Source organism: Enterococcus sp. ARL09-542 (assembly GCF_005234805.1).
Lineage (GTDB): Bacteria > Bacillota > Bacilli > Lactobacillales > Enterococcaceae > Enterococcus_D > Enterococcus_D gallinarum.
Map to the genome: position 1 here is coordinate 171294 of NZ_QPQX01000003.1, position 20963 is coordinate 192256.

At 43.5% G+C, this 20963-nt stretch carries 19 protein-coding genes; 4 read left to right on the forward strand and 15 right to left on the reverse strand.

Annotation, left to right across the window (positions count from 1 at the left end):
- Positions 1 to 73: 73 nt before the first annotated feature.
- From DVW06_RS04780 to zapA, 3 genes are all read right to left on the reverse strand, one after another.
- Positions 74 to 2437: an endonuclease MutS2 gene (locus DVW06_RS04780; protein ID WP_137264464.1), complete on the reverse strand. Its 2364-nt coding sequence runs from the start codon at positions 2435 to 2437 to the stop codon at positions 74 to 76.
- Positions 2438 to 2509: 72 nt separating this feature from the next.
- Complete coding sequence (locus tag DVW06_RS04785; protein ID WP_003127541.1) at positions 2510 to 3064, reverse strand: CvpA family protein; 555 nt, start codon at positions 3062 to 3064, stop codon at positions 2510 to 2512.
- A 23-nt stretch (positions 3065 to 3087) separates the two neighbouring features.
- A complete protein-coding gene (zapA, locus tag DVW06_RS04790) occupies positions 3088 to 3528 on the reverse strand; it encodes a cell division protein ZapA (protein ID WP_003127539.1) in 441 nt (146 codons plus the stop codon).
- Positions 3529 to 3733: 205 nt separating this feature from the next.
- Here zapA and rnhC point away from each other — a divergent pair, with 205 nt between their 5' ends.
- Positions 3734 to 4669 (forward strand): ribonuclease HIII, encoded by a 936-nt coding sequence (rnhC, locus tag DVW06_RS04795; RefSeq protein WP_003127537.1) that lies wholly within the window; start codon positions 3734 to 3736, stop codon positions 4667 to 4669.
- A 115-nt stretch (positions 4670 to 4784) separates the two neighbouring features.
- On the opposite strand, the gene DVW06_RS04800 is transcribed toward rnhC, so the two are convergent.
- The 3 genes from DVW06_RS04800 to DVW06_RS04810 form a co-directional block, all read right to left on the reverse strand.
- On the reverse strand, positions 4785 to 6512 hold the full coding sequence (locus DVW06_RS04800) for an ABC transporter permease/substrate binding protein (protein ID WP_086269470.1): 1728 nt from the start codon (positions 6510 to 6512) through the stop codon (positions 4785 to 4787).
- The gene (locus DVW06_RS04805; protein WP_003127535.1) at positions 6505 to 7716 is read right to left on the reverse strand and encodes a quaternary amine ABC transporter ATP-binding protein; all 1212 of its coding nucleotides are present in this window, start codon (positions 7714 to 7716) and stop codon (positions 6505 to 6507) included. Before DVW06_RS04805 ends, DVW06_RS04800 begins: the two co-directional genes overlap by 8 nt.
- A 118-nt stretch (positions 7717 to 7834) precedes the next feature.
- Positions 7835 to 8488, reverse strand: a complete 654-nt coding sequence (locus DVW06_RS04810) for a GntR family transcriptional regulator (RefSeq protein WP_003127534.1) — start codon at positions 8486 to 8488, stop codon at positions 7835 to 7837.
- A 344-nt stretch (positions 8489 to 8832) separates the two neighbouring features.
- On the opposite strand from DVW06_RS04810, the gene DVW06_RS04815 reads away from it, so the two are divergent.
- Positions 8833 to 10359: an AMP-binding protein gene (locus DVW06_RS04815; RefSeq protein ID WP_003127533.1), complete on the forward strand. Its 1527-nt coding sequence runs from the start codon at positions 8833 to 8835 to the stop codon at positions 10357 to 10359.
- Between the two features lie 119 nt (positions 10360 to 10478).
- Here DVW06_RS04815 and menC read toward each other — a convergent pair whose 3' ends face one another.
- The 6 genes from menC to menB are packed head-to-tail and all read right to left on the reverse strand — an operon-like array spanning position 10479 to position 17734.
- The gene (menC, locus tag DVW06_RS04820) at positions 10479 to 11582 is read right to left on the reverse strand and encodes an o-succinylbenzoate synthase (RefSeq protein ID WP_003127532.1); all 1104 of its coding nucleotides are present in this window, start codon (positions 11580 to 11582) and stop codon (positions 10479 to 10481) included.
- A gap of 21 nt (positions 11583 to 11603) precedes the next feature.
- Positions 11604 to 12422: a 2-succinyl-6-hydroxy-2,4-cyclohexadiene-1-carboxylate synthase gene (menH, locus tag DVW06_RS04825; RefSeq protein ID WP_003127531.1), complete on the reverse strand. Its 819-nt coding sequence runs from the start codon at positions 12420 to 12422 to the stop codon at positions 11604 to 11606.
- Positions 12406 to 14124 carry a 2-succinyl-5-enolpyruvyl-6-hydroxy-3-cyclohexene-1-carboxylic-acid synthase gene (gene menD, locus DVW06_RS04830; protein ID WP_137264465.1) on the reverse strand — a complete coding sequence of 573 codons (1719 nt, stop codon included), beginning with the start codon at positions 14122 to 14124 and terminating at the stop codon, positions 12406 to 12408. Before menD ends, menH begins: the two co-directional genes overlap by 17 nt.
- Positions 14102 to 15478, reverse strand: a complete 1377-nt coding sequence (locus tag DVW06_RS04835) for an isochorismate synthase (protein ID WP_137264466.1) — start codon at positions 15476 to 15478, stop codon at positions 14102 to 14104. Before DVW06_RS04835 ends, menD begins: the two co-directional genes overlap by 23 nt.
- Positions 15456 to 16919 carry an o-succinylbenzoate--CoA ligase gene (gene menE, locus DVW06_RS04840; RefSeq protein ID WP_137264467.1) on the reverse strand — a complete coding sequence of 488 codons (1464 nt, stop codon included), beginning with the start codon at positions 16917 to 16919 and terminating at the stop codon, positions 15456 to 15458. Before menE ends, DVW06_RS04835 begins: the two co-directional genes overlap by 23 nt.
- Positions 16919 to 17734, reverse strand: coding sequence for a 1,4-dihydroxy-2-naphthoyl-CoA synthase (gene menB, locus DVW06_RS04845; protein ID WP_003127527.1), 816 nt, complete (start codon positions 17732 to 17734; stop codon positions 16919 to 16921). The genes menE and menB overlap by 1 nt, the downstream gene beginning before the upstream one ends.
- 126 nt (positions 17735 to 17860) lie before the next feature.
- Here menB and DVW06_RS04850 point away from each other — a divergent pair, with 126 nt between their 5' ends.
- Entirely contained in the window at positions 17861 to 18226 is a 366-nt protein-coding gene (locus tag DVW06_RS04850) for a PaaI family thioesterase (RefSeq protein WP_003127525.1), read from the forward strand.
- Between the two features lie 210 nt (positions 18227 to 18436).
- Here DVW06_RS04850 and DVW06_RS04855 read toward each other — a convergent pair whose 3' ends face one another.
- Positions 18437 to 18649, reverse strand: coding sequence for a DUF2922 domain-containing protein (locus DVW06_RS04855; protein WP_003127524.1), 213 nt, complete (start codon positions 18647 to 18649; stop codon positions 18437 to 18439).
- 17 nt (positions 18650 to 18666) lie between these two features.
- Positions 18667 to 18870, reverse strand: coding sequence for a hypothetical protein (locus DVW06_RS04860; RefSeq protein WP_003127523.1), 204 nt, complete (start codon positions 18868 to 18870; stop codon positions 18667 to 18669).
- Positions 18871 to 19040: 170 nt separating this feature from the next.
- Here DVW06_RS04860 and DVW06_RS04865 point away from each other — a divergent pair, with 170 nt between their 5' ends.
- Positions 19041 to 20216, forward strand: a complete 1176-nt coding sequence (locus DVW06_RS04865; protein WP_005471785.1) for an AI-2E family transporter — start codon at positions 19041 to 19043, stop codon at positions 20214 to 20216.
- Positions 20217 to 20297: 81 nt separating this feature from the next.
- On the opposite strand, the gene DVW06_RS04870 is transcribed toward DVW06_RS04865, so the two are convergent.
- On the reverse strand, positions 20298 to 20939 hold the full coding sequence (locus DVW06_RS04870) for a GyrI-like domain-containing protein (RefSeq protein WP_005471783.1): 642 nt from the start codon (positions 20937 to 20939) through the stop codon (positions 20298 to 20300).
- Between the last annotated feature and the right edge of the window lie 24 nt (positions 20940 to 20963).

Genomic DNA, 20963 nt, shown 5'->3' on the forward strand with positions numbered 1-20963 from the left:
GCTAAAAAAAGTATAGCATGTTCACGTGCTTTTTTAAAATCCTCTGCTTACAAAAGGTAAGAAGCCTTAACGATTATTTAAATTTTACGATGGTCGCCCCATTGCCACCTTGATTTGCCGGTGCAAACTCAAAACTTTTGACACTACGATGATTTTTCAAATATTCCGTAATTCCTTGCCGTAATGCCCCCGTCCCTTTTCCGTGAACGATCGTCACTTGTGGGTAACCAGCAAGAATCGCCGCATCGAGATACTGATCAACTTCATTCAATGCCTCTTCATAGCGTTTGCCACGAAGATCCAGCTGATTAGGAACATGCGAAGACTCCGCTGAACGGACGGTATGAACGACGCGCTGCACAGGTTCTTTGACAGGTGCTGCCGGCTGTAGATCTGATTCAGGCAGCGTCATTTTTAAGATTCCCAATTGCACTTGCCATTGTGATTGTCCCATCTTTTTGATCAAAGTTCCTCGCTGACCATAGGAAGTAACTAACACTTCATCGCCGACCTTCAACGTTTTCGCAGCTTTGGCTTTTTGCAAGACCTTGTTCTTTTGCAAATGTTCTTCTTGATGAAGATCAGACAATTTTGTGCGGGCTGCGATCAACTCATGTTCTTTGACATGGCTCTGTCCGCTGCTCAATTGCATGTTGCGGATATCCGAAATGATTTTTTCCGATTCCTCTTTTGCTTCTTCAACGATTTGATTTGCTTTCTTGCGGGCTTTTGCTAGTTCTGCTTCGCGTTCTTCAAAGAAAAAGTTATATGCTTGTCTCAATTCTTTTTGCAGCCGTTCCGCTTCTTCTACATAATGCCGCATTTCCAAATACTCTGTTTCGGTCATCTTGCGCCGGTTTTCTAAGTCGGCGATCATCTCATTCAAGTCCTGACTTTCGCCATCCATGATTTGCTTGGCTTGCTCAATGATCTGGGTGTCCAAGCCCAGACGTTTGGAGATTTCAAAAGCATTACTGCGACCAGGCACACCGATCAGCAAACGATATGTTGGGCTTAGGGTATCGACATCAAACTCCATTGAAGCATTGATGGTATTGGCACGATTGTAACCGTACACTTTCAATTCCGGATAATGAGTCGTCGCCATCACATAGGCAGAGCGTGCACCAAGTTCATCAAGAATAGCAATCGCTAACGCCGCGCCTTCTTGCGGATCAGTCCCAGCTCCCAGTTCATCGAATAAAACTAAACTTGTATGGTCCACTTTTTTGAGAACATCGACGATCGTCGTCATGTGAGAAGAGAAGGTAGATAAACTTTGTTCGATGGATTGCTCATCCCCAATATCAGCAAAAATTTCTTGAAAAATGCCCATTTGGCTCTCTTCATCGACTAAAATCGGCAATCCAGATTGCCCCATGATTTGAAGCAATCCCAGCGTCTTCAAGGTGATTGTTTTCCCACCAGTATTCGGACCGGTAATTACCACCGCTTGATAGTCTTCACCAATAGCAATATCATTCGGTACGACTTTTTCTTGATCGATCAGCGGATGACGTGCTTGTTTGAAAACGACATGATTATCTGTATTGATAGCCGGCACGATTGCCTGCAATTCTTTCCCAAAACGTGCTTTGGCATTCATGAAGTCCATCATCCCGATCACATAGGCGTTGTGCAGAATTTCGCGTTGATAAGGAGCTAGCTCTGCAGAAAGTTCCGCTAAGATTCGTTCAATCTCCGTACGCTCAGCGATTTGATGTTGGCGCAGTCGATTATTCTGATCCACCACTTGTTTTGGTTCAATAAATAATGTCTGCCCAGAAGAACTCTGATCATGCACGACCCCGCCAAACACGCCACGATATTCTTGCTTCACCGGAATCACATAACGCTCATTTCGCATCGTGACAATGGTATCGCTCAAATACTTGGCATTTCCGCCACGTACGAGACTATCTAACGTTTCTCTGATCGTTCGTTCAGAACGACGAATATTTTGTCGAATGACACGTAGCTCTGGAGATGCTTCGTCAGTCAACCGACCGTCTTCATCCACTGCTTCTTTCAGGCGACGGCTAAGCGTGGGCAGCGTTACTAACTGCTTTTCCCATTCATACAGTCGCTCGAACTCGATTTCGCTGTCTGATAGATCTTCAAAGAAACGCTTCAATTCATTGGCTGTCACCAACACTCGACCTACTTGCGCTAATTCTAAACCATTAAGGTCCGCTCCGATTTCGATTCGCTTCATTTGCGGACGAATATTTTCAATTTTTGGTACAGGAATACCGCCCCGCAATCGCTGTACTTTTAACGCATCTTCTGTTTCAGCCAGCCAAGTGGAAATTTGCTGAGCATCTGCTGATGGCGCTAATTGAGCTAATTCTTCTTTCCCTTGGGCGGTCACTAGATACTGCCCAACCAATTGTTTTACTTGATCGAAAGCTAAAACATCAAGAATTTTTTTATTCATAGTCTCACCTACTTTTTCATTTTTTTACTTAAGAAAAAAAGCAGCATGGGTCTAATGACCAGCTGCCTTATACTAACCAATCACATTAGTGATCCACAAACGATAAAAGTAATCAGAAATGATTGGCGAACTTTCAACGATAAAGTGTGCCGTGCTGCTCTTATCAAACAAATTTTGGATAGTCGCTAAAGGAATCATCGAGAGGATCATAAAAAAGAAATAGATATTCAGGTAAACTAATAGCGTATTCAAGATCCCTGCTACGACCCAATCATAGCCTTTCAAAAAACGCAGACGTTTGAAACGCAGTCCATTTGCAAAAATGCAAATCAATTTTGTCACTAACCAGCCAGCAAAAAGGATCATAATAAAAGCGACAGCTGCATAGTACGCTTTGTCTAGGTCTAGAGCAAGATCTAGGTTATAAAAGACCAACTTTGAGTCTGCGGTCACAGACATATAAGGAACATATAATTCAATTTTTTTTGCCAAAGCTTGGTAATTTGCCACTGCAACTAAAAAAGAAAAAAGGTATCCTAAAACGGAGACCAGCTGCAATGAAGTCCCTCGCCGCGCGCCACCATAAAATGCCGCTAACAAAAGAACCAGAACCAAAAATCCTATCATTTCAGAGTCCTTTCCGCGCCTACTTAACCATGAGCTGCTTTTTCTTGGATTTTGCGCTTACGTTGTTCATTTAATATTTGTTGAGCTTCCACATGATTATGGATCTCCACATCTCCGCGACCTGTCTCATCCAATACTTGGCGCGCTTCAGACTCAATCGCTTCGATTCGCTTAATCCGATTCTCTAGTTCGGTCGCCTTAATCGCTTGACTGCGTAACTCTTCTACCTTATTTTGCAAACTTAATACTTGCTCTTGTTTTTTCAACTGATCAGAAATCGCATTGATTGCTAATAGAATTGCTGCTTGCTCTTTATCGACTTGAGAAGACAGCCCCATGATTTCTGTCAATTGGTCATTGACTAATTTCGTTACCATATCCATATGTTGTTTACTTTCACGCCCAATAATCGTGTAGCTTTGATTGGCGATTACTGCTTTATAACGTTTCTTTTGCTCCGTCATAGGAAAGATTCCTCCCATTGCTGTTCTGTACTATTTTATCACTTTCTGCACGCGTATCGCAAACTCCTACCTATTATACGTGATTTCTAGTGTAATTTCCATGCCAATCGTTTTTTTAGAAAGAGGCTTCGTAAAATTTTTACCTATGGTAGAATCTAAGAAGATGTTCTATTCAGATAACCAGTATGTATATCGGAGGAAGACAATGAGTAATATCGTCATTAAAGTATCTCAAAAAACTATCGCAGAAATGATGAACTTCTATCAGCAAGCGCTGTTGAATAAAAAAGTTCCTTATACCGTGTTTGTTGCCAAAAAAGAACAAACGACCATCACCGCTTATACTTCTGGTAAAGTGATGTTTCAAGGTAGTGGTGCAGAAGCTGAAGCAGCTCGTTGGAGCAATTCTGCCGACTTGTCCAAAACAGCAAATGCGAACAACAAGGCTCCTTCATCCTCCTTGCCTGCTGACTTTTCACAGTGGAGTGTCGTTGGTAGTGATGAAGTTGGCAATGGCAGTTATTTTGGTCCTTTAGTCGTTTGCGCTGTCTATGCCAGTAAAGATCAGCTACCCGCATTGAAAGCATTAGGTGTCAAAGACTCCAAAATGTTGACTGATCCACAAATTCGGGCAATGGCCCCAAAAATAAAAAAACTTGTGCCTTATCAATTACTGACAGTTGAACCAACTAAATACAATGAGATCCAACCTAAATACAACACCGTTCGAATGAAAGTTGCGCTACACAATCAAGCCATTCGGCTACTGTTGCAAAAAATCGCACCAAAAACACCGGATGCTATCTTGATTGATCAATTCACTAGCGAAAAAAATTACCGTACCTATCTAAAATCAGAAAAAAATCAAATCACAGAAAAATTGTTTTTTGCAACAAAAGGGGAGCAATATCATTTAGCAGTGGCTGCGGCCTCCATTCTATGCCGCACTGTTTTTCTGGAGGAACTAGAGAAGGCCTCACAAGAAGTTGGATTACAGCTTCCTTCGGGTGCCGGCAGCAAATCCGATCAGGTCGCTGCTCAGCTTTTGCAAAAAGGCGGAATGCCTTTATTAGCGAAGTATACCAAACTGCATTTCGCCAATACTGAAAAAGCACAAAAAATTGCTGGCTACTATCAGTAGACAGTCAGTAGATAGTGAAAAAAACGAAAGTCTCACACCTGAACTCGGCCACCGAGTCTAGATGCGAAACTTTCTTTTTTTGTTTATTTATCTGATCCTTTCATGCTTCATTGACTTACTTCGTCCAAGCTGCCACTTCTTCTGGGTGATTGGTTACCCAATCTTTTGCAGCATCTTCAGCAGAAGTTCCATCGTTGATTGACAGCATGACTTCTTCCATATCTTCTTGTGTCCAATTGAATTTATCCAGTACTTCATAAACTTCTGGCAGATCATCAGCTAATCCTTGGCGTACCATCGTATTGATACTCTCTGCTTCTCCCATCGTTCCTTCAGGATCATCTAGATATTTCAAATCATATTTTGCAAACATCCAGTGAGGCGACCAGCCAGTGATCACAATGTCTTCTTTATTCTTGATGGCTTGTCCTAACGCCACAGTCATTGCCCCGGAAGAAGATGTCGCCACATTCCAATCAGAAAGATTATCATATGTTGCAACTGTATTTTCAGCAGCAGCGACCACACCTGCACCTGGTTCAATTCCCGTGATCGTTTTTCCTGCCTCATCCGATAGATCTGCGATAGAGTCAACTGCCATGTAGCTAGGAACTGCAATTCCCAGTTTAGCTCCCTCTAAGTTTGGTCCTAGATTTTCTACTTGGTCTTTATATTGTTCATATTGAGCTTGGTGAGTCGAAGGCAACCAGGCAGCTACCATCCCGTCAACTTCGCCTTTAGCCACAGATTCCCACATGATCGCATTGTCTAATGGTGTCGTCTTGACTTCATAGCCCATTTCTTTTAACACTTCAGCTACCACATGAGTGGAAGCCACTTCTGTATCCCATTCGACATATGCTAAGTTGACTGTTCCTTTATTGTCTGAAACACGACCAAAAGCTACAGAAGCACCAATCAGCGCAACAACAGCTGCGGCAGCGATCCCGCCAAAGAGACGTTTTTGCTTGCGGCTTTTCGCGGACACGGCTTTTTTCTTATGAGCGGGTTTATTCAAGTTTTGGGTAAACCGATCCATAATGATCGCTAAGATCACTAATGAAACCCCACTCACAAATCCATTTCCGACTTGTGCCCGCTGCAGTGCAGATAGGACACCTCGTCCAAGACCAGGGGCACCGATCATCGAAGCAATCACTACCATTGAAAGAGCAAGCATCGTGGTTTGATTGACACCTGCTAAAATCGTACTTTTCGCTAATGGCAATTCTAACTTGACCAATTTCTGCCAGCCAGTTCCCCCAAAGGAATCCGAAGCTTCGACTAATTCACGAGAAATTTGACGGATTCCTAAATTAGTCATCCGTACAGTCGGCGGCAATGCAAAAATCACTGAGGCAAAAACCCCTGGTACCATGCCGATCCCAAAGAAAGCGACTGCTGGGATCAGATAGACGAAGCCAGGCATCGTTTGCATGAAATCTAAGATTGGCGTAACGATGCTTTGCGCCTTTTCGCTTTTTGCCATTAAGATTCCGAGGGGAATACCGATAATGATCGATACCAGACTAGAGAGCAGAACCAATGTGACAGTATTCATCAAATCAGTCCACAAACCTTGATTGTAGATAAACAGTAGCCCGACAAATGTAAATGCCGTCAACCCCCATTTTTTACTTGAAACAAAAAATGCAGCGATTGTCAGCAGCAAGATCATGACTAGTGGTGGCACAAAAAGCAAAGTATTAGTCATTCCATCCATCACGAACTGACCAAAAGACTGCAATGCGGAAAAGAGCCCACTAAAAGTTCCTGTTAGCCAATCTGTAAAGGACTCTACCCAATCAGCAACTGGAATCGTTTGTTGAAGAAAATTACCCATTGACGACCACTCCTTCCTCTGTCACTGATGAATCCGTTTCTGCCAGTGCTTCGATCACACTGCCTCGAATAACTACACCGATCAGACGATCATTTTCAACCACCGCTAACGGTGTCGGGGAATCATAAATTAAATTGAAAATATCCGTCACTAGCATATCTTTGTCGATTTTTTGTACATTTTTATCGATGACTTCTTTTAGGGTCAAATTGTTTTTGCGTGCTTCGCGAGCCGACTCGGCTGTCAAACTACCTTTTAGATGACGTTTTTTGTCTACCGCCAGCAACATACTAACTTCCTCTTTACGCATTCGATTTAGCGCAACGCTTGGCCCATCGATTTCGATATTTGTCGTTAGTGCTGGTACCATGATGTTTTGAGCCGTCAAAACTTTCGAGCGATCGACATCTTCGACGAAATCTCTCACATATTGGTTCGCAGGATTGGTCAGAATCTCTTCTCCTGTCCCAATTTGCATGATTTGCCCATCTTTCATCAAAGCGATGCGATCACCAATTCGCAAGGCTTCATTCAAATCATGAGTGATAAAAATAATTGTCTTTTGGACATTGGCTTGTAATTCTAACAACTCATCTTGCATTTCACGACGAATCAACGGATCTAACGCAGAGAATGCTTCGTCCATCAATAAGATCTCTGGATCATTTGCTAATGCTCGCGCCAGACCAACCCGTTGTTGCATCCCACCAGACAGTTGATCAGGATATTGATCCTTGAAAGATAATAGCCCAGAATTAGCTAAAGCTTTTTCAGCTTTGGCTACTCGCTCTTCTTTGGGAACCCCTCGCACCTCTAAGCCATATTCTGTATTCTCAAGAATCGTTCGGTGAGGGAACAAACCAAAGCTTTGGAAAACCATGTTGATCTTATGGCGTCGGACTTCACGTAATTCTTCTTTACTCATCTTCGCAATGTCTTCCCCATCAATATAAATGTCTCCACCGGATGGTTCGATCAACCGATTCAATAAACGGATCAAGGTTGACTTCCCACTACCAGAAAGTCCCATAATCACAAAGATTTCTCCTTCATTGACTTCAAAATTCACATCATAGACGCCAACAGTGGCCCCAGTTTTTTCTAGAATTTCATTCTTGCTGCGTTGTTCTTGAATCATGGCAAACGCTTGTTGCTTCTTCTTGCCAAAGATTTTCGTTAAATGTGCAACTTTAACTTTACTCACTTATACTGACTCCTTTTTCTGAAAAATTTCACGAAAGTGACCATACTATACTAACAGCATGTGGTCACTTTGTCAAAAAAAGATTCCATCTCTTCTTAGAAATGGAATCTTTCGCTCTTCAATTAGCGGAGTCTTGTGGATAAAAAAAGTTCGTCATACGTTGTAGTGCCAACTCATTTCCGACAAAATAAATCGTATTGCCGGCACTAAACTTGGCGTAAGGGCCTGGTGAGAGCAATAACTCTTGTTCCGTTTGGATTGCCACGATGGTTGCTCCCGTTACTTGCCAAATATTCAGCTCGTGGACACTTTTCTCTAAGTGCTGGGCATCTTCTTTCAATAACAATTCAAATGGCAGAAAAGGGCTCATATTATGCACTTTTTTCGTTTGCCGAACCAAAACATTCAATAGTTCCGAAAAATTATCCAGCTCTTGTTGTTGCCGTTCAACGCTTTCTAAAATGTCTTTACGAATCTCTTGGATCGATTGAACATCTTTGTACTGATCCAAAAAAGATTGCGCCTTTTCTTTTGAGGCAATATACGCGCCGCTCCCATGACGGACATCCATGATCCCCAAATCGACCAAGACATTGATTGCTTTACGGGCTGTTTCTGGCGACACATTGAAGTTACTGGCTAATGTCGAACGGGCATGAACCTTTTGTCCAACTTCGTAGCGATTTTCCACGATTCTTTCCGCGATCTCCACAGCGATCTGCTGGTATCGAGGAAGCGAAACATGTTTTTTATTTTGTATCTTTTTGGCCATCAGGATCTTCCTTTGTCTTTTTTTTCATGATAGCAATAAAAAGACATACTGACAACTATCGTCCTGCTGATGTTCGCAATAGAATCTTTTGTTCTAACTATCCTCGGTTGCCCTTGTGCCAATCAAAACATACCAATCGAGTATCACTAATCAAACTTGATTGTCTCAAAATAGCCCTACCCGGCTTGTAAGTCAGTTGATTTAAGACGTTATGTGAAAAAAATCCCAAAGTAACTATTCTTAAAAAAACGCTATGTTAAAATGAACCATAGTTTGAGAAAGGTGACTTTATTAACCATCGAAGTTAACAAAACACCGTCATCAATTTAAAGGAGTGTGTTATTTTGTCTATTTTAGCGTATCAACCATTGAATCTTTATACCAATTACCGCGATGCGGCGGAGGCTTATCCAGACGTCCCAATCATTCATGATGAGATCTTGCCAGCTTTTCCTGAATTGGGTTACCGCAGCACATATCATTCAAGTCATGAAATAATCTTAAAGCGGGCGTATCAACTTGCCCACCTTGGCGTCCAAGCCGGAGATAAAATCATTATCTATAAATCATCAAAATTTGATACGTATCTTTTAGCTACAGCTGCTGCTTATTTAGGCGCTGTCCCAGCAATGATTTCTTATCATTTTCCAGCTTCAACGATCGAAGTCTTTGTTGACCGCTTAGAAGATCCTTATATCCTTTTTGATGAAGAGACAGAAAACCGAGTGGCAGCTGTCAAAAACAGCAGCCCGAACAAGCAGATTGCTGTCCGCAATCTATTGTTGCAACCAGCTGAACCTGTTGGCCAAACCGAATTGCCTCACGATCAAATTTCTTATATGACCCACACCTCAGGCACAACAGGAATACCAAAATTGATTTGTCACTCGGCCAATTCTATGGGGTGGCGGACAAAGTGGCAGCGAACTGTCTTCACAAAAATCGCAGAAACAAAATTAGTGGCGTTCCATATTTCACCGGTTCATTCTCGCTTCAATATTGGGATCTCTTCTTTGATGTCTATGGGCTTTCCAATGATGCCTCTTGCTAGTGCGAATGGTCCTCACGTCGTTCGGATGTTGAAAGAGAATCCACCGATTGCCTTAGAGACACACCCAAATAACTTCGTGCAATGGCGATTCGTTGCAGAAGAACATCCTGAAGCTTTTGCTGGAATACGGTATTATCACTCCACATTCGATGCCATCAATAATCAAACAATGGCAGCTTTCTTACAAACTTCTGCCAATCAAGATGCCATCTTCTTGCAAGTATACGGCCAAAGCGAGTGCGGCCCAATGATCCTGAAAGCACATACGCTAGAAAGTATACAATCAAATGATGCTCGCGATATGGGGATTGGTTTAGGCGATTTGACCAAAGCACGAATCGCAGATGCTGACGGCAATGAGTTGCCTGCAAATACAGACGGACATATCCACTTCCTATCCAAAGGACGGGCATTGACTTATTATAAAGAAGATCAGCGTTTTACTGAGAATGTTTATGGAGATTGGTGGGATAGCGGCGATTATGGCAGCATGAATGAAGAAGGGCATTTATTCTTGAAAGACCGCCAAGTGGATCTGATTGAATCCATCGATAGTAATTTAGCTTTAGAAGATCTGCTTTTAGATACATTGGATTTTCTAGCTGAAGTGGTCATCGTTCGTGACAAAGAAAATTCACCGCAACCGATCATTGCCTTAGCACCAAACCGTGAAATGGATTGGACAGCTTGGTGGCAAGCAGTAGAAGATCTTCCTCGTTTGAATCAGCCAATTCTCTGGGACTTTGAAAAGATCCCTCGTACAGCAACAATGAAAGTTCGCCGTTTGCAAATTGAGAAAGAATTTAAAGAACAGGCTTAGCAACAGGCGCTTGCACGCCCTTTTATCCAAATAACAGCAAAAAGCACCCTCTCTAAAAGCGAGAAGGTGCTTTTTGCTGCTTGATAATTGATCTGCTGATCAAAAACTATTTCTAAAGTTCAACCTAACAAACGAGTACGGGAAACACAATAGTCAGCTATTTTCTTTTCATCTAGTGTGAAGCCCGCTCCCACACCAACAGGCACCTGAAGACAGCCATTTTTGATCTTCGCAGGTTCAGTGACGATGTCATCGTAAAAATAACGATCAGAAGCAGATAGATCACCAGGGAAGTGGAAGGGAGCTTGGCTGGCAAACTGCAGATTCAACGCTCGTCCCACTCCTGATTCGAACATTCCACCTAGCCAGACATCCAATCCATAATGTTGGCAGGCTGAAACAATTCGCATCGCTTCGGTGATTCCTCCCACTCGCGGAATTTTTAGATTGATTGCTCGGCAACTATCTAATGAGGCAACAACAGCGACATCTTCTGCAGTACGTATATCTTCATCTAAACATAGCGGCGTCTTTAACTGCTTCTGCAGACGGCGATGCCCCACTAGATCCCGGATCTTCAACGGTTGCTCGATCATTGCCAGCCCCAATTCATCTAATGCGAGAATCTTTTCCGGTTGATCTTCATAAGCGCCGTTCGCATCAGCCATCAGCAATAGCTCGGGAAAGGTTTCCCGAACGGCTGTCAACGGCTCTAAGTCGACTCCCGGCTTGATTTTGATTTTTACTCGCTGATATCCTTGCGCTACATAATCAGCGACTTGTGCGACTAGCTGTTCTGTGGATGCTTGAATCCCCACACTGACCCCTACAGCAAGCTTGTCTCTTGTTGTTGGATAAAAAGAGGTCAGACTGCAATGTTTTTGGCGGCCATATAAATCCCAAATCGCCGTTTCAACTGCTGATTTGGCCATAAAATTTCCTTGAACTGTTTGAAATAACGTCCAAACATCTCGCGGATGATCGATGTTTCCTGTCAGCAATGGGAATAAGAACTTGCTAATGACTTCTCGAGCTGAAGCCAACGTTTCTTCAATATAATCTGGTTGCTGAAAAGCCACCAATTCTCCAACACCTACGGTTCCGTCTTGGTCGGTCAGTACAAGCAGGTCAAATGCTTTTTCCGTCAAGCGACCATAACTCGTCTCAAAAGGCTGCCTCAATGGGAGTCGACAAGCAATCCGTTCTGCTTTGACGATTTTCATACGCGCTCTCCTTTTCCAATATCAGTGTGCGGTCAACCAAGCATGCACTTCATTTGCCACTACATCTGGACATTCCAAATGCACGCAATGACCGGCTTTTGACACCGAGAGGATAGTCAACGCTGGTTGTTGCTGCTGCATTTTTTTAGCGATCAGGAAAAATTTTTCATCCCATTCTCCAGTGAGAACCAGAAATGGGCACTGAATGTCTGCCAAATTTTGCCAGAAGCTAGGTTGTGTTCCTGTTCCGCTATAGTACAAACTCATCGCCAAACCAAACGCCTGTTGGCTCAAACGCGTCGCTCGTACTTGCTGCTGTATTTCCTTTGGTAATCGTTTTTGACTAGCAAACAATGGCAGTTCTTGCCAATAATCAACAAAGTCAACCAGCGGTTGCTGAATCAATCGTATCGCCAAACGTTGATCATTGCGTCGGCGAAGACTGCGGGCAGATTCTGATTCCAGTCCCGGAGAGCCGCTCTCCATGATCAAGCCAGCGATCTTGTCTGGGAAAGCAACCGTCCATGCCAATGCCGTACGAGCACCCATTGAATAGCCATAAAGATAATAACGGTCAACCGTTAAACGATCCACCAATTCTGCCAGATCCGTTACCATCTGAATCATCTCATAGCGTAACGGGTGCACATGACTGGCGGAACCACCATGACCCAACAAATCGATTGCTAAGACATTGAAGGACGTTTCTTGAGCAAACACTGGGCGAAAAGAATCTGAAGTGCCAGTAAATCCGTGCAGAACTACGAGGGTCGGCAGATCAGCCAGATAAGGTCGATACCACTGATACAAATAGTTCACACCGTTAACGTTTATTTTCATTGGAGATCCTTTCCTGAAACTCCTGTTGCAACGCTTGCCAAGCGATCACAGGATCTTTTTGCAGGCCAACTACTTCAATGATCTGAAAACAAGGCGTCGTTAATGATTGCTCGATTTGGGAGGCAAAATCAGTCAAAGTTGCTGGAGCGTGCCATTTCGCGCCATAAAGTTTTGCAGCTTGCTGAAAGTCAAGATCCAACGGGGTGCCAAATAGCGGCACAAAGTCACTTTCTGACAAGGTATTTTGCGATAAGAAGGAAAAAATCCCCCCACCGTTATTATTCAGTAAAATGATCGTGACTGGCAGCTGATATTGTTTGAGCAATTGCAGCCCATTCATATCATGAAAGAAAGCTAGATCGCCAATCAATAAATAGGTCGGTTTTTGGCTGGCAGCTGCGATCCCAGCAACGGTCGATATCAACCCATCGATACCATTCACACCGCGATTGCCAAATACTTGGTAAGCACTACCTGTAACCGTTCCGTATCGATCAACAAAGCGGATCGCATTACTATTTGCTAAGAGCAATTGGGCATCATGTCCCAATGTTTGTTGCAAGATCCGTACAGCAGCAGTTTCATTCCACTCCGTTAAAGAATGAGTCGTTGCCAATGCTTCCTCAGCGACGGCTTGCAGCTTTTGCCATGGCTGAAACCATTCTGGTTGTGGTCTGCTAGGCAACTTGCTTACTTGCTCCACAAAATCCTCTATCGTAAGCTGTAGCAAAAAGGCTGAGCGATGCAATTGATCTTGCCACTGTCCAGATTCATCCACGAAAAGCCAGTCGATGCCTTCCGGCAGACCGCTTAACCAAAGCAAGACATTTTTGGTCACTGGCAAGCGACCAAAACGAATAACGACTTCGGGAATAAAGTCCGCATCTAGTTGTGGAAAAATCAAATCAGCCTGTGGGAGAAAATGAGCCGACGTTTCCCCGCAAGTGGCCAAATTTGTCAGTGGATCCCCCACTAGAGGCCAGCCAAGATGATTGGCAAGCGCATGCAGCGTTTCTGCTTCAGAAGGTGTCAAACTTTCACCTACCACTAGGAGCCCTTTTTTCATAAACAATGGTGCCAGTTCTGTCAATACAGCTGCAGGTAGCGATTGCTGTGTAGGGAGGTAAGCGATATTTTGTTGGATCGAACAAGTCCGCGTGAAGTCAGGCAGTAATGGTTCCCGCAAAGGAAAATTCAGGTGTACGGGACCACGTGGCTGCTTTAATGCTTCGATCGTTGTCGTGGCAGCCTGCCAAAAGCTGTACTTCAGTATGTTGGGTGTATTCTCCGGCACAGTCATTTCTACCATTTTTTTTACATGAGAAGCATACAGACTTTGCTGATCCATGGCTTGCGGTGCACCAACACCACGTAGTTCCGGTGGCCGATCAGCAGTTAAGACGATCAATGGAAAATTTGTGGCTTCCGTCTCACAAATTGCTGGATAGTAATTGGCTGCAGCAGTACCTGATGTACATAGTAAAAGTGTCGGCTGCAAATCGACTTTGGTCATTCCCAACGCAAAAAAAGCTGCTGAACGTTCATCGACATCGATCCAACAAGTGATTTCTGGATCCCGATGCAAAAGCAATGCCAACGGTGTCGACCGCGATCCGGGACTGATCACCGCTCGCTTTATTCCAGCGGCTTTAAACCCATGGATTGCTGCCAACAAGTAGTCAGTCATGACTTGCTGATTCATTCTCTATCACTCCTCTTAGCATAGGTTGGAATTTCAAGGCTGTCTCTTGGCGCTCTTCTTCTGCAACAGAATCGGCGACGATCCCGCATCCTGCGTAAAGGATGCCTTCTGTCCCATGAAAAACACCAGAACGAATCGCTACTGCAAATTCTCCGATATCTTCTTGGATACCTATCCACCCGATTGGTCCACCATATAATCCCCGACGCGCAGGTTCGTGGTTACGAATCCATGCCAGCGCATCAGCTTTTGGCTCCCCACCTAGGGCTGGTGTTGGATGCAGCTTAGCCACTGCTTCTAAAAAAGAAACAGCGGGCTTCCGCTTGCCAGACAAAGGCACGAATAAGTGCTGAATGTCGCGATTCTTGATGATCGATCGCGCCTCTGAATGGAACCCTTCCGCCAATAAGGAAGACAACGCCTGCTCCAGACGATTGACAACTACTTGATGCTCATGGGTATTTTTGGGATCAGTTAATAATGCATCAGCTATTTGCTGATCTTCTGCTGGTGTGCTGCCTCGAGGCGCAGACCCTGCAATGCTGACTGTCTCGAAATGACTGGCAGTCGCCTTTAACAAGCGCTCCGGTGTGGCACCAATAAACGAAACCTCGTCTTCAAAAGCAAAGAGATAGGTATTGGTTTGTTGCTCTGCAAGACTGGCCAACACCGCAAAGGAATCAATCTCCTTCTTAGTAGTGATTTTCATTCGCCGAGCTAAAACAACCTTCTCCAAAGGCGTTTTTGCAGAGCGGATCGCAGCGACTGTCTCATCGACCGCTTTTACCCATTGTGGTACGTCTAATTCTGTTTGCTGCAACAAACAAGCCCCTACAGGCTGTTGTGCTTGCTTTCCCCATTGCTCAACGAGTTGTTGTAAATCAGCAAACTGTCCGAACAGCGTTTCCATGTCATTCGTATCCTTCGCTTCGACGGTCAAGATCACACCATACACATCATTTATTTTTCTAAAAAGAATTTTCGGCAACACAAAAAGACCATTGCCGATTGTGCCCCATTCTGCTGCTCCTTGGCTTTGTTCATCAAAAGCAAAAGCCCCTAATAATGTAGCAGCCATTTGGTCCGTATTTGGTTGAAAATGCTGCTTTTTAAGGTTTCGACGCTGCCGCTCAAAATCAATCAATGATGGGTTCGCGTACCGTTTCACACTGCCGATACCCAAAAAACAGGTTGCTTGATCTGATGATCGCCAAAAATAACGTTCACCAATAAATTGACTGGCAGCAGCATATAACTGAACAAAATCACAAGGTGCAAGTGGGTAATAATGACTAAACACCTTTTTGCCAGCAGCTAATGCATGTTGATACTCATTCTTTGATTTGCTGTTCAATGTAGTTCACTCTTTCTTCTGTCAGCAATACACGCTTTACTATTTTCCCGCTAGCGGTACGCGGCATTTCTTTTACTTGATAATAGCGACGGGGGTGTTTGTACCGAGCAAGCTGTGGGGTTAGATAGGCGATCAATTCTGGTAATGTAATCGGCTCTTTGAGTGTAAGATAAGCAACTGGCTCTTGTCCCCACACTCCACTTGGCTCGCCCACCACTGCCGCTTCTTCAATTGCAGGGTGGCTAACTAATGCCTGTTCAACTTCAGCTGGATAAATATTTTCGCCACCGGAAATAATCAATTCGCTCAAACGAGATACCACATACAAATACCCTTCAGAATCCAAATAGCCAAGATCACCGGTGGCAAACCAGCCATCCTGCGTCCACTGCTCCAACCCGCGATCATTCAAATAGCACGTAACGATCGCAGGTCCTTGCAACTGGATTTCCCCCAGTTTTCCTTCTTTTTCGATAACAGATTCTTTCAAAGACTGCGACTGAATCCGCAAATTGACTTGGGCTAATGGTAATCCAGCAGAACCAATTTTTTCCTCGGCTTTATCTGGAGGCAAAGCAACGACTTGCGAACAAGTTTCAGTCATCCCATAGGATTGAATAACTGATAAGCACTTGTCTTGGCATTGCATCAAGACTGATCTGGCAATCGGACCACCACCTAAAAGAATATAGCGCAATGAAGGGTAACCATTGTCTCCAGTCAAAGGCAAAATATCGATCAGCATTTTGGTCACTAACGAGAGCACCGTTCCTTTACCAGCAGCTAGGTCTGATGCGATTTGCTGCGCATCGAATCGATCATATAATCGAACACTGATCCCTAAAATCAAGGAACGCAACAAAATTGATAAACCGCTAATATGATACAACGGAACGACACAACACCAGCAGTCGTCAGCAGTCACCGACAAGTTGATCTGCGTGGCTTGTGCACTGGCAAAATGATTGCCAAATGTTTGAGGCACTCCTTTGGGATTACCCGTCGTGCCAGAAGTGTACATGATCGATGCAACTTGTGTTTTTTGGTAAATCGAAATCGGCGCAGAAAAAAAACGTTCTTGCAATTTGCCAAAAGGCAGGAACTTGATTCTCGGCAAGGAAAGCGATCGATTGGTGACTACCCACTGACAGGCAGCATCGGTTAATTGATAGTACAGCTCTTTTTCAGTCAATCGAGTGTTTAAGAACTGAATTTGTTTTCCTAATTCCCAAAGTGCCAAAATCGTGAAATACATCTCAGGAGAGTTATTGCTTAAAATCGCTACTCGCTCGATTGTTTGAGGAATCCGATGTTCATAATAGCAAGCATAAGCCGTGACTTCTTTTTGCAAGGCAGCAAACGACCAGCTTTTATCTTGCCAATAAAAAGCTGGTCGTTCTGGATGAAGTTGTGCTTGCCGTTGCAGCCAACTACCATTCATTAAGGGAATTTAGGGAATTGGTCGAAATTAGGCTGACGTTTTTCTTTAAACGCATCGCGGCCTTCTTTTGCTTCATCCATTGTGTAATACAATAAGGTCGCATCGCCAGCAAGTTGTTGGATTCCGGCTAGCCCATCTGTATCGGCATTCATTGAGGCTTTGATCATGCGCAAAGCCAATGGGCTTTTTTGCAGCATCGTTTCTGCCCATTCCATCGTCACATCTTCCACTTGATCAAGAGGAACGACTGTATTGATCCAGTTCATTGCTAAAGCTTCTTCTGCTGTATACTGTTTCGTCATAAACCAAACTTCTTTGGCTTTCTTGTGGCCAATCGTTCGAGCAAGATAGCCTGAACCGTAGCCACCATCGAAACTGCCGACATTCGGTCCTGTTTGACCAAATTTCGCATTATCTGCCGCGATCGTTAGATCACAAACCAGCTGCAGCACGTTTCCGCCTCCAATAGACCAACCTTTGACCATAGCGATCACCGGTTTTGGTAATGTCCGGATCAAACGTTGCAAGTCCAGCACATTGAGACGAGGAACTTGATCTTCACCAACATAGCCGCCATGTCCGCGAACTTTTTGGTCGCCGCCAGAACAAAAAGCTTTGTCGCCAGCTCCTGTTAGAATGATCACACCAATGCCAGGTTCATCGCGACTGATTGAAAAAGCATCGATCATTTCAAACACCGTTTTCGGTGTAAAGGCATTGTGGACTTCTGGACGATTGATCGTGATCTTCGCCACTTTACCATGCTGTTCAAATAAAATTTCATCGTATTCTTTTAAGGTTTTCCATTCTCTCATTACAGGTTCCTCCTTATGTCACATGTTTCCATTATACACATTTCTGAGCGAATTTCGTTAGAAATTGCTTTCTGTCAAACGTTTGTTATAATCAAATCATCAAATTCTCAGAAAACGAGGAACTCTATGAACTTACTTGACTATTTAGGCATCCAGATCGAAGAAACAACCGCTACTCAGGTTCGGTTATCTTTAGTGGTCACCGATCAGCATAAACAACCTTTTGGTCTTCTGCACGGTGGTATCAATGCCGTCTTGATTGAAACAGCTTGTAGTCTGGGGGCAAATCAAGCCGTAGCTGAAGACCAATTTGCCGCCGCGATTGATCTACAAGTCAATCATTTAAAAGCGGTCAAACAAGGAACTGTTACTGTGGAAGCTGTCCCTGATCGAATCGGTGGAAAGATCCAAACTTGGCAAGCTACGATCAGACAATCCGATGGCACGAAAACGGCTGTCGGACGTTGTACATTAACTGCCGTCACCAAATAAAGGGACTGTGCCATAAGTCTCCTACAAGTAACACTAGCCGAACATTAATGATTATTGCTCCTGCGGTGCAGGGACTCCTCGTCGCAAAAGTCAGAGGAATCTATGCTAGCAACAGACTATTATTCGGTTTAACTTGTTGGATACTGACTTATGGCACAGTCCCTTTTGATTGTCGAGCATTTCTTGATGAACGTTCTACTTCAACTTATTTCAAAACAATGGCGTCTCAATCGTCTCTACGATTTTGGCGCCAGACAGCTCATTGTAATAACGGACACCATCTGATTCAAAGATACCGATTTTTGTAATATTCTCCATTGCTGTTCGTGCTGCTTCTGCCGTTATCTCTTCATCAAAAACTTTTGGCTGCAATGTGTGTTTTTTGCCCTCGCTAGTCAAAAATAATGCATGAAGCTTTTTCATCGCTTTCTCTCCTTTCGTTATTTTACGTACTCATTCTGGATCGTTTCTACCACGCCAGCCAAAGACGCATTCTTAGAAAATCCTGCCATGGCTTCACCAAACGCTAACATCTTAGCCTCCTCTGGAGCATTCATGACTTGATTGACGGTCTGACTGACAGTTTTTTCTGCATCTGGTGCTTGGATTCGAATCGTCAGCCTTGTGGTGGTTTTGGTCTTCATCGCTTCTTTTCCTCCTCTATTGTATTTTGATTGCTTCGTAAGTGGCGCCCTTACATATCTATAAACGAATCAAATAAGCAAAAGTAAAAAATAAAATTGGTTTGACTCGCTCTTTTTTTACAGAAAGTGCTGCTTTCGTTATAATGAGGCTAAGAAAGTGAGGCTCTTCTATGAAAAAAAACCGTTTAATCCAATTTTTAGGAGGAAAAACCAGCTATTATGTACTGGGATTGATCATTCTCTGTGCGATCGCTGCTTTTTTACTTAAACAAATCTCGTTTCTTTTTGATCCTTTTTTTGTCATTATTTCTACTCTTATTCCACCATTTTTATTCGGCCTGATCTTGTATTATTTGTTCAATCCGTTAGTTGATCGCTTAGAAACGAAAAAGATTCCCCGCATTGTTTCCATTGGCGGGATCTATCTTCTGATTCTTTTAGTGATCGTTTTGGCTGGGTTTCAGCTTTATCCAATCATCCAAAAACAAACAACCGATTTGATCAATCAATTCCCAGATTTGATTGCTGATTTCGAGCGAAACGCTGACTCATTCCTAGCGAATACGCCATTTGGTGCTCAGATCGATCAGATCACGGATACTCTTCAAAAAGTTGCCAACAATATCATGGATTTCATTGGTGACTATTGGCAAACCGGTGCTGCAGGGCTTAGCAGTATCTTTTCGACGATCTCAACGTTGTTTATCGCATTGTTTACAGGTCCGATCATTGCTTTTTTCTTACTAAGAAATCCAAACAAGTTTTATTATTCTCTCCTGTCAATCGTACCACCGCGATTTCGTAAAGATTTCAACACGATCGTAAAGATCGCTGACCTACAAGTTGGTGCCTTTCTGAAAGGACAGATTATTTCTTCCTTTATTTTAGGCGGAATTTATTGGGTGATTTTTTTGCTGATTGGTTTAGAATATGCAAGTATCTTGGCGATCGCTGCCGGAATTTTATGTATCATTCCATATATCGGTCCATTTATCGTCTTCTTCCCGGCCCTTTTCATCGCAGCACAAGATTCAACAGGAATGCTGATCAAATTCCTGATTGCTTGGTTCGCCGTACAGCTGCTTCATGGTGACTTGGTCGTTCCTCGTGTAATGGGAGATCGTCTGCAGATCCATCCGATCACGATTCTCGTTGTTTTATTAGTTATGGGGGATTTGATGGGGATCGTAGGTGTCATTTTCGGAATACCGATCTACTGTCTCTTAAAAGTATTAGTGGTGTATGGATTCCGCAAATTCAAGCAACGGTACAATACCTATTACGGCGACGAAGGCAAGTATTTTCACAGTGAATTCACCAGTGAAGACTACTTAAAAGATGAGTAGTAAAAGAGAGAGAATCGCTTAAGCGCGGTTCTCTCTCTTTTCATTACGTGTTTTCATTAAGTACACCAACGGTTAAATGGATCAAGCGGATTCTTTGTTTGTTTTGGCTACCCGCCAGCGTAAGACTGTTTTTGCTTTTTCTGGTGCTGTCTTTCGCGGATCTGACAGATAGATCTCCCGATGCTGATAATTGCCCATCGTGGGAACAATTGATAGATCGTGGGCTTCGCAATAGTCTTGCATTTTCGCAAACGTTTCTGTTTCTGTGTCAAAAGGACCGATGTGACAAGCTTGCACGGACCAGCCTTCTTGGTATTCTTCGAAACGAATTCGTTCCAAAAAACGATTTTCTTTTTTCTTCATGATTTGTGTCAACTGTTCGGCGGCTAAATCAGCAGTTACTTGTTCCGGTTGCCGAATCATGATTTTATAGATCAACTCTTCTTTAGCAATCGGTCCTTGTGGTTTTTCAGGTAAAGTCCATACGCCTTCTAGCGGGTATACCGTATACTCAAAAGGCGTATTGCCGAAGGAGCCTTTTTTCAATCCCATGCGCAATCCATAGGCCATCATATAAAGTGCACTGATTTGCTCGGAAAATTCAGGACGGTTAGGGTTTCCTTCGCCAGTCAACGTAATGAATTGATAAGCAGGCACTTCGATCAGCTGTGGTTCTTTTGGTAAATAGTAAGCTTTTTCTTGTTTTCGCCATTCATATTTCATTGTCCAAACTCCTTTTTTGTAAAG

Excerpts from the sequence above, each read along its gene's own strand:
- DVW06_RS04780 (WP_137264464.1), bottom strand. The coding sequence starts at position 2,437 with ATGAATAAAAAAATTCTTGATGTTTTAGCTTTCGATCAAGTAAAACAA.
- DVW06_RS04785 (WP_003127541.1), bottom strand. The coding sequence starts at position 3,064 with ATGATAGGATTTTTGGTTCTGGTTCTTTTGTTAGCGGCATTTTATGGT.
- zapA (WP_003127539.1), bottom strand. The coding sequence starts at position 3,528 with ATGACGGAGCAAAAGAAACGTTATAAAGCAGTAATCGCCAATCAAAGC.
- rnhC (WP_003127537.1), top strand. The coding sequence starts at position 3,734 with ATGAGTAATATCGTCATTAAAGTATCTCAAAAAACTATCGCAGAAATG.
- DVW06_RS04800 (WP_086269470.1), bottom strand. The coding sequence starts at position 6,512 with ATGGGTAATTTTCTTCAACAAACGATTCCAGTTGCTGATTGGGTAGAG.
- DVW06_RS04810 (WP_003127534.1), bottom strand. The coding sequence starts at position 8,488 with ATGGCCAAAAAGATACAAAATAAAAAACATGTTTCGCTTCCTCGATAC.
- menC (WP_003127532.1), bottom strand. The coding sequence starts at position 11,582 with ATGAAAATCGTCAAAGCAGAACGGATTGCTTGTCGACTCCCATTGAGG.
- menH (WP_003127531.1), bottom strand. The coding sequence starts at position 12,422 with ATGAAAATAAACGTTAACGGTGTGAACTATTTGTATCAGTGGTATCGA.
- menD (WP_137264465.1), bottom strand. The coding sequence starts at position 14,124 with ATGAATCAGCAAGTCATGACTGACTACTTGTTGGCAGCAATCCATGGG.
- menE (WP_137264467.1), bottom strand. The coding sequence starts at position 16,919 with ATGAATGGTAGTTGGCTGCAACGGCAAGCACAACTTCATCCAGAACGA.
- menB (WP_003127527.1), bottom strand. The coding sequence starts at position 17,734 with ATGAGAGAATGGAAAACCTTAAAAGAATACGATGAAATTTTATTTGAA.
- DVW06_RS04850 (WP_003127525.1), top strand. The coding sequence starts at position 17,861 with ATGAACTTACTTGACTATTTAGGCATCCAGATCGAAGAAACAACCGCT.
- DVW06_RS04855 (WP_003127524.1), bottom strand. The coding sequence starts at position 18,649 with ATGAAAAAGCTTCATGCATTATTTTTGACTAGCGAGGGCAAAAAACAC.
- DVW06_RS04860 (WP_003127523.1), bottom strand. The coding sequence starts at position 18,870 with ATGAAGACCAAAACCACCACAAGGCTGACGATTCGAATCCAAGCACCA.
- DVW06_RS04865 (WP_005471785.1), top strand. The coding sequence starts at position 19,041 with ATGAAAAAAAACCGTTTAATCCAATTTTTAGGAGGAAAAACCAGCTAT.
- DVW06_RS04870 (WP_005471783.1), bottom strand. The coding sequence starts at position 20,939 with ATGAAATATGAATGGCGAAAACAAGAAAAAGCTTACTATTTACCAAAA.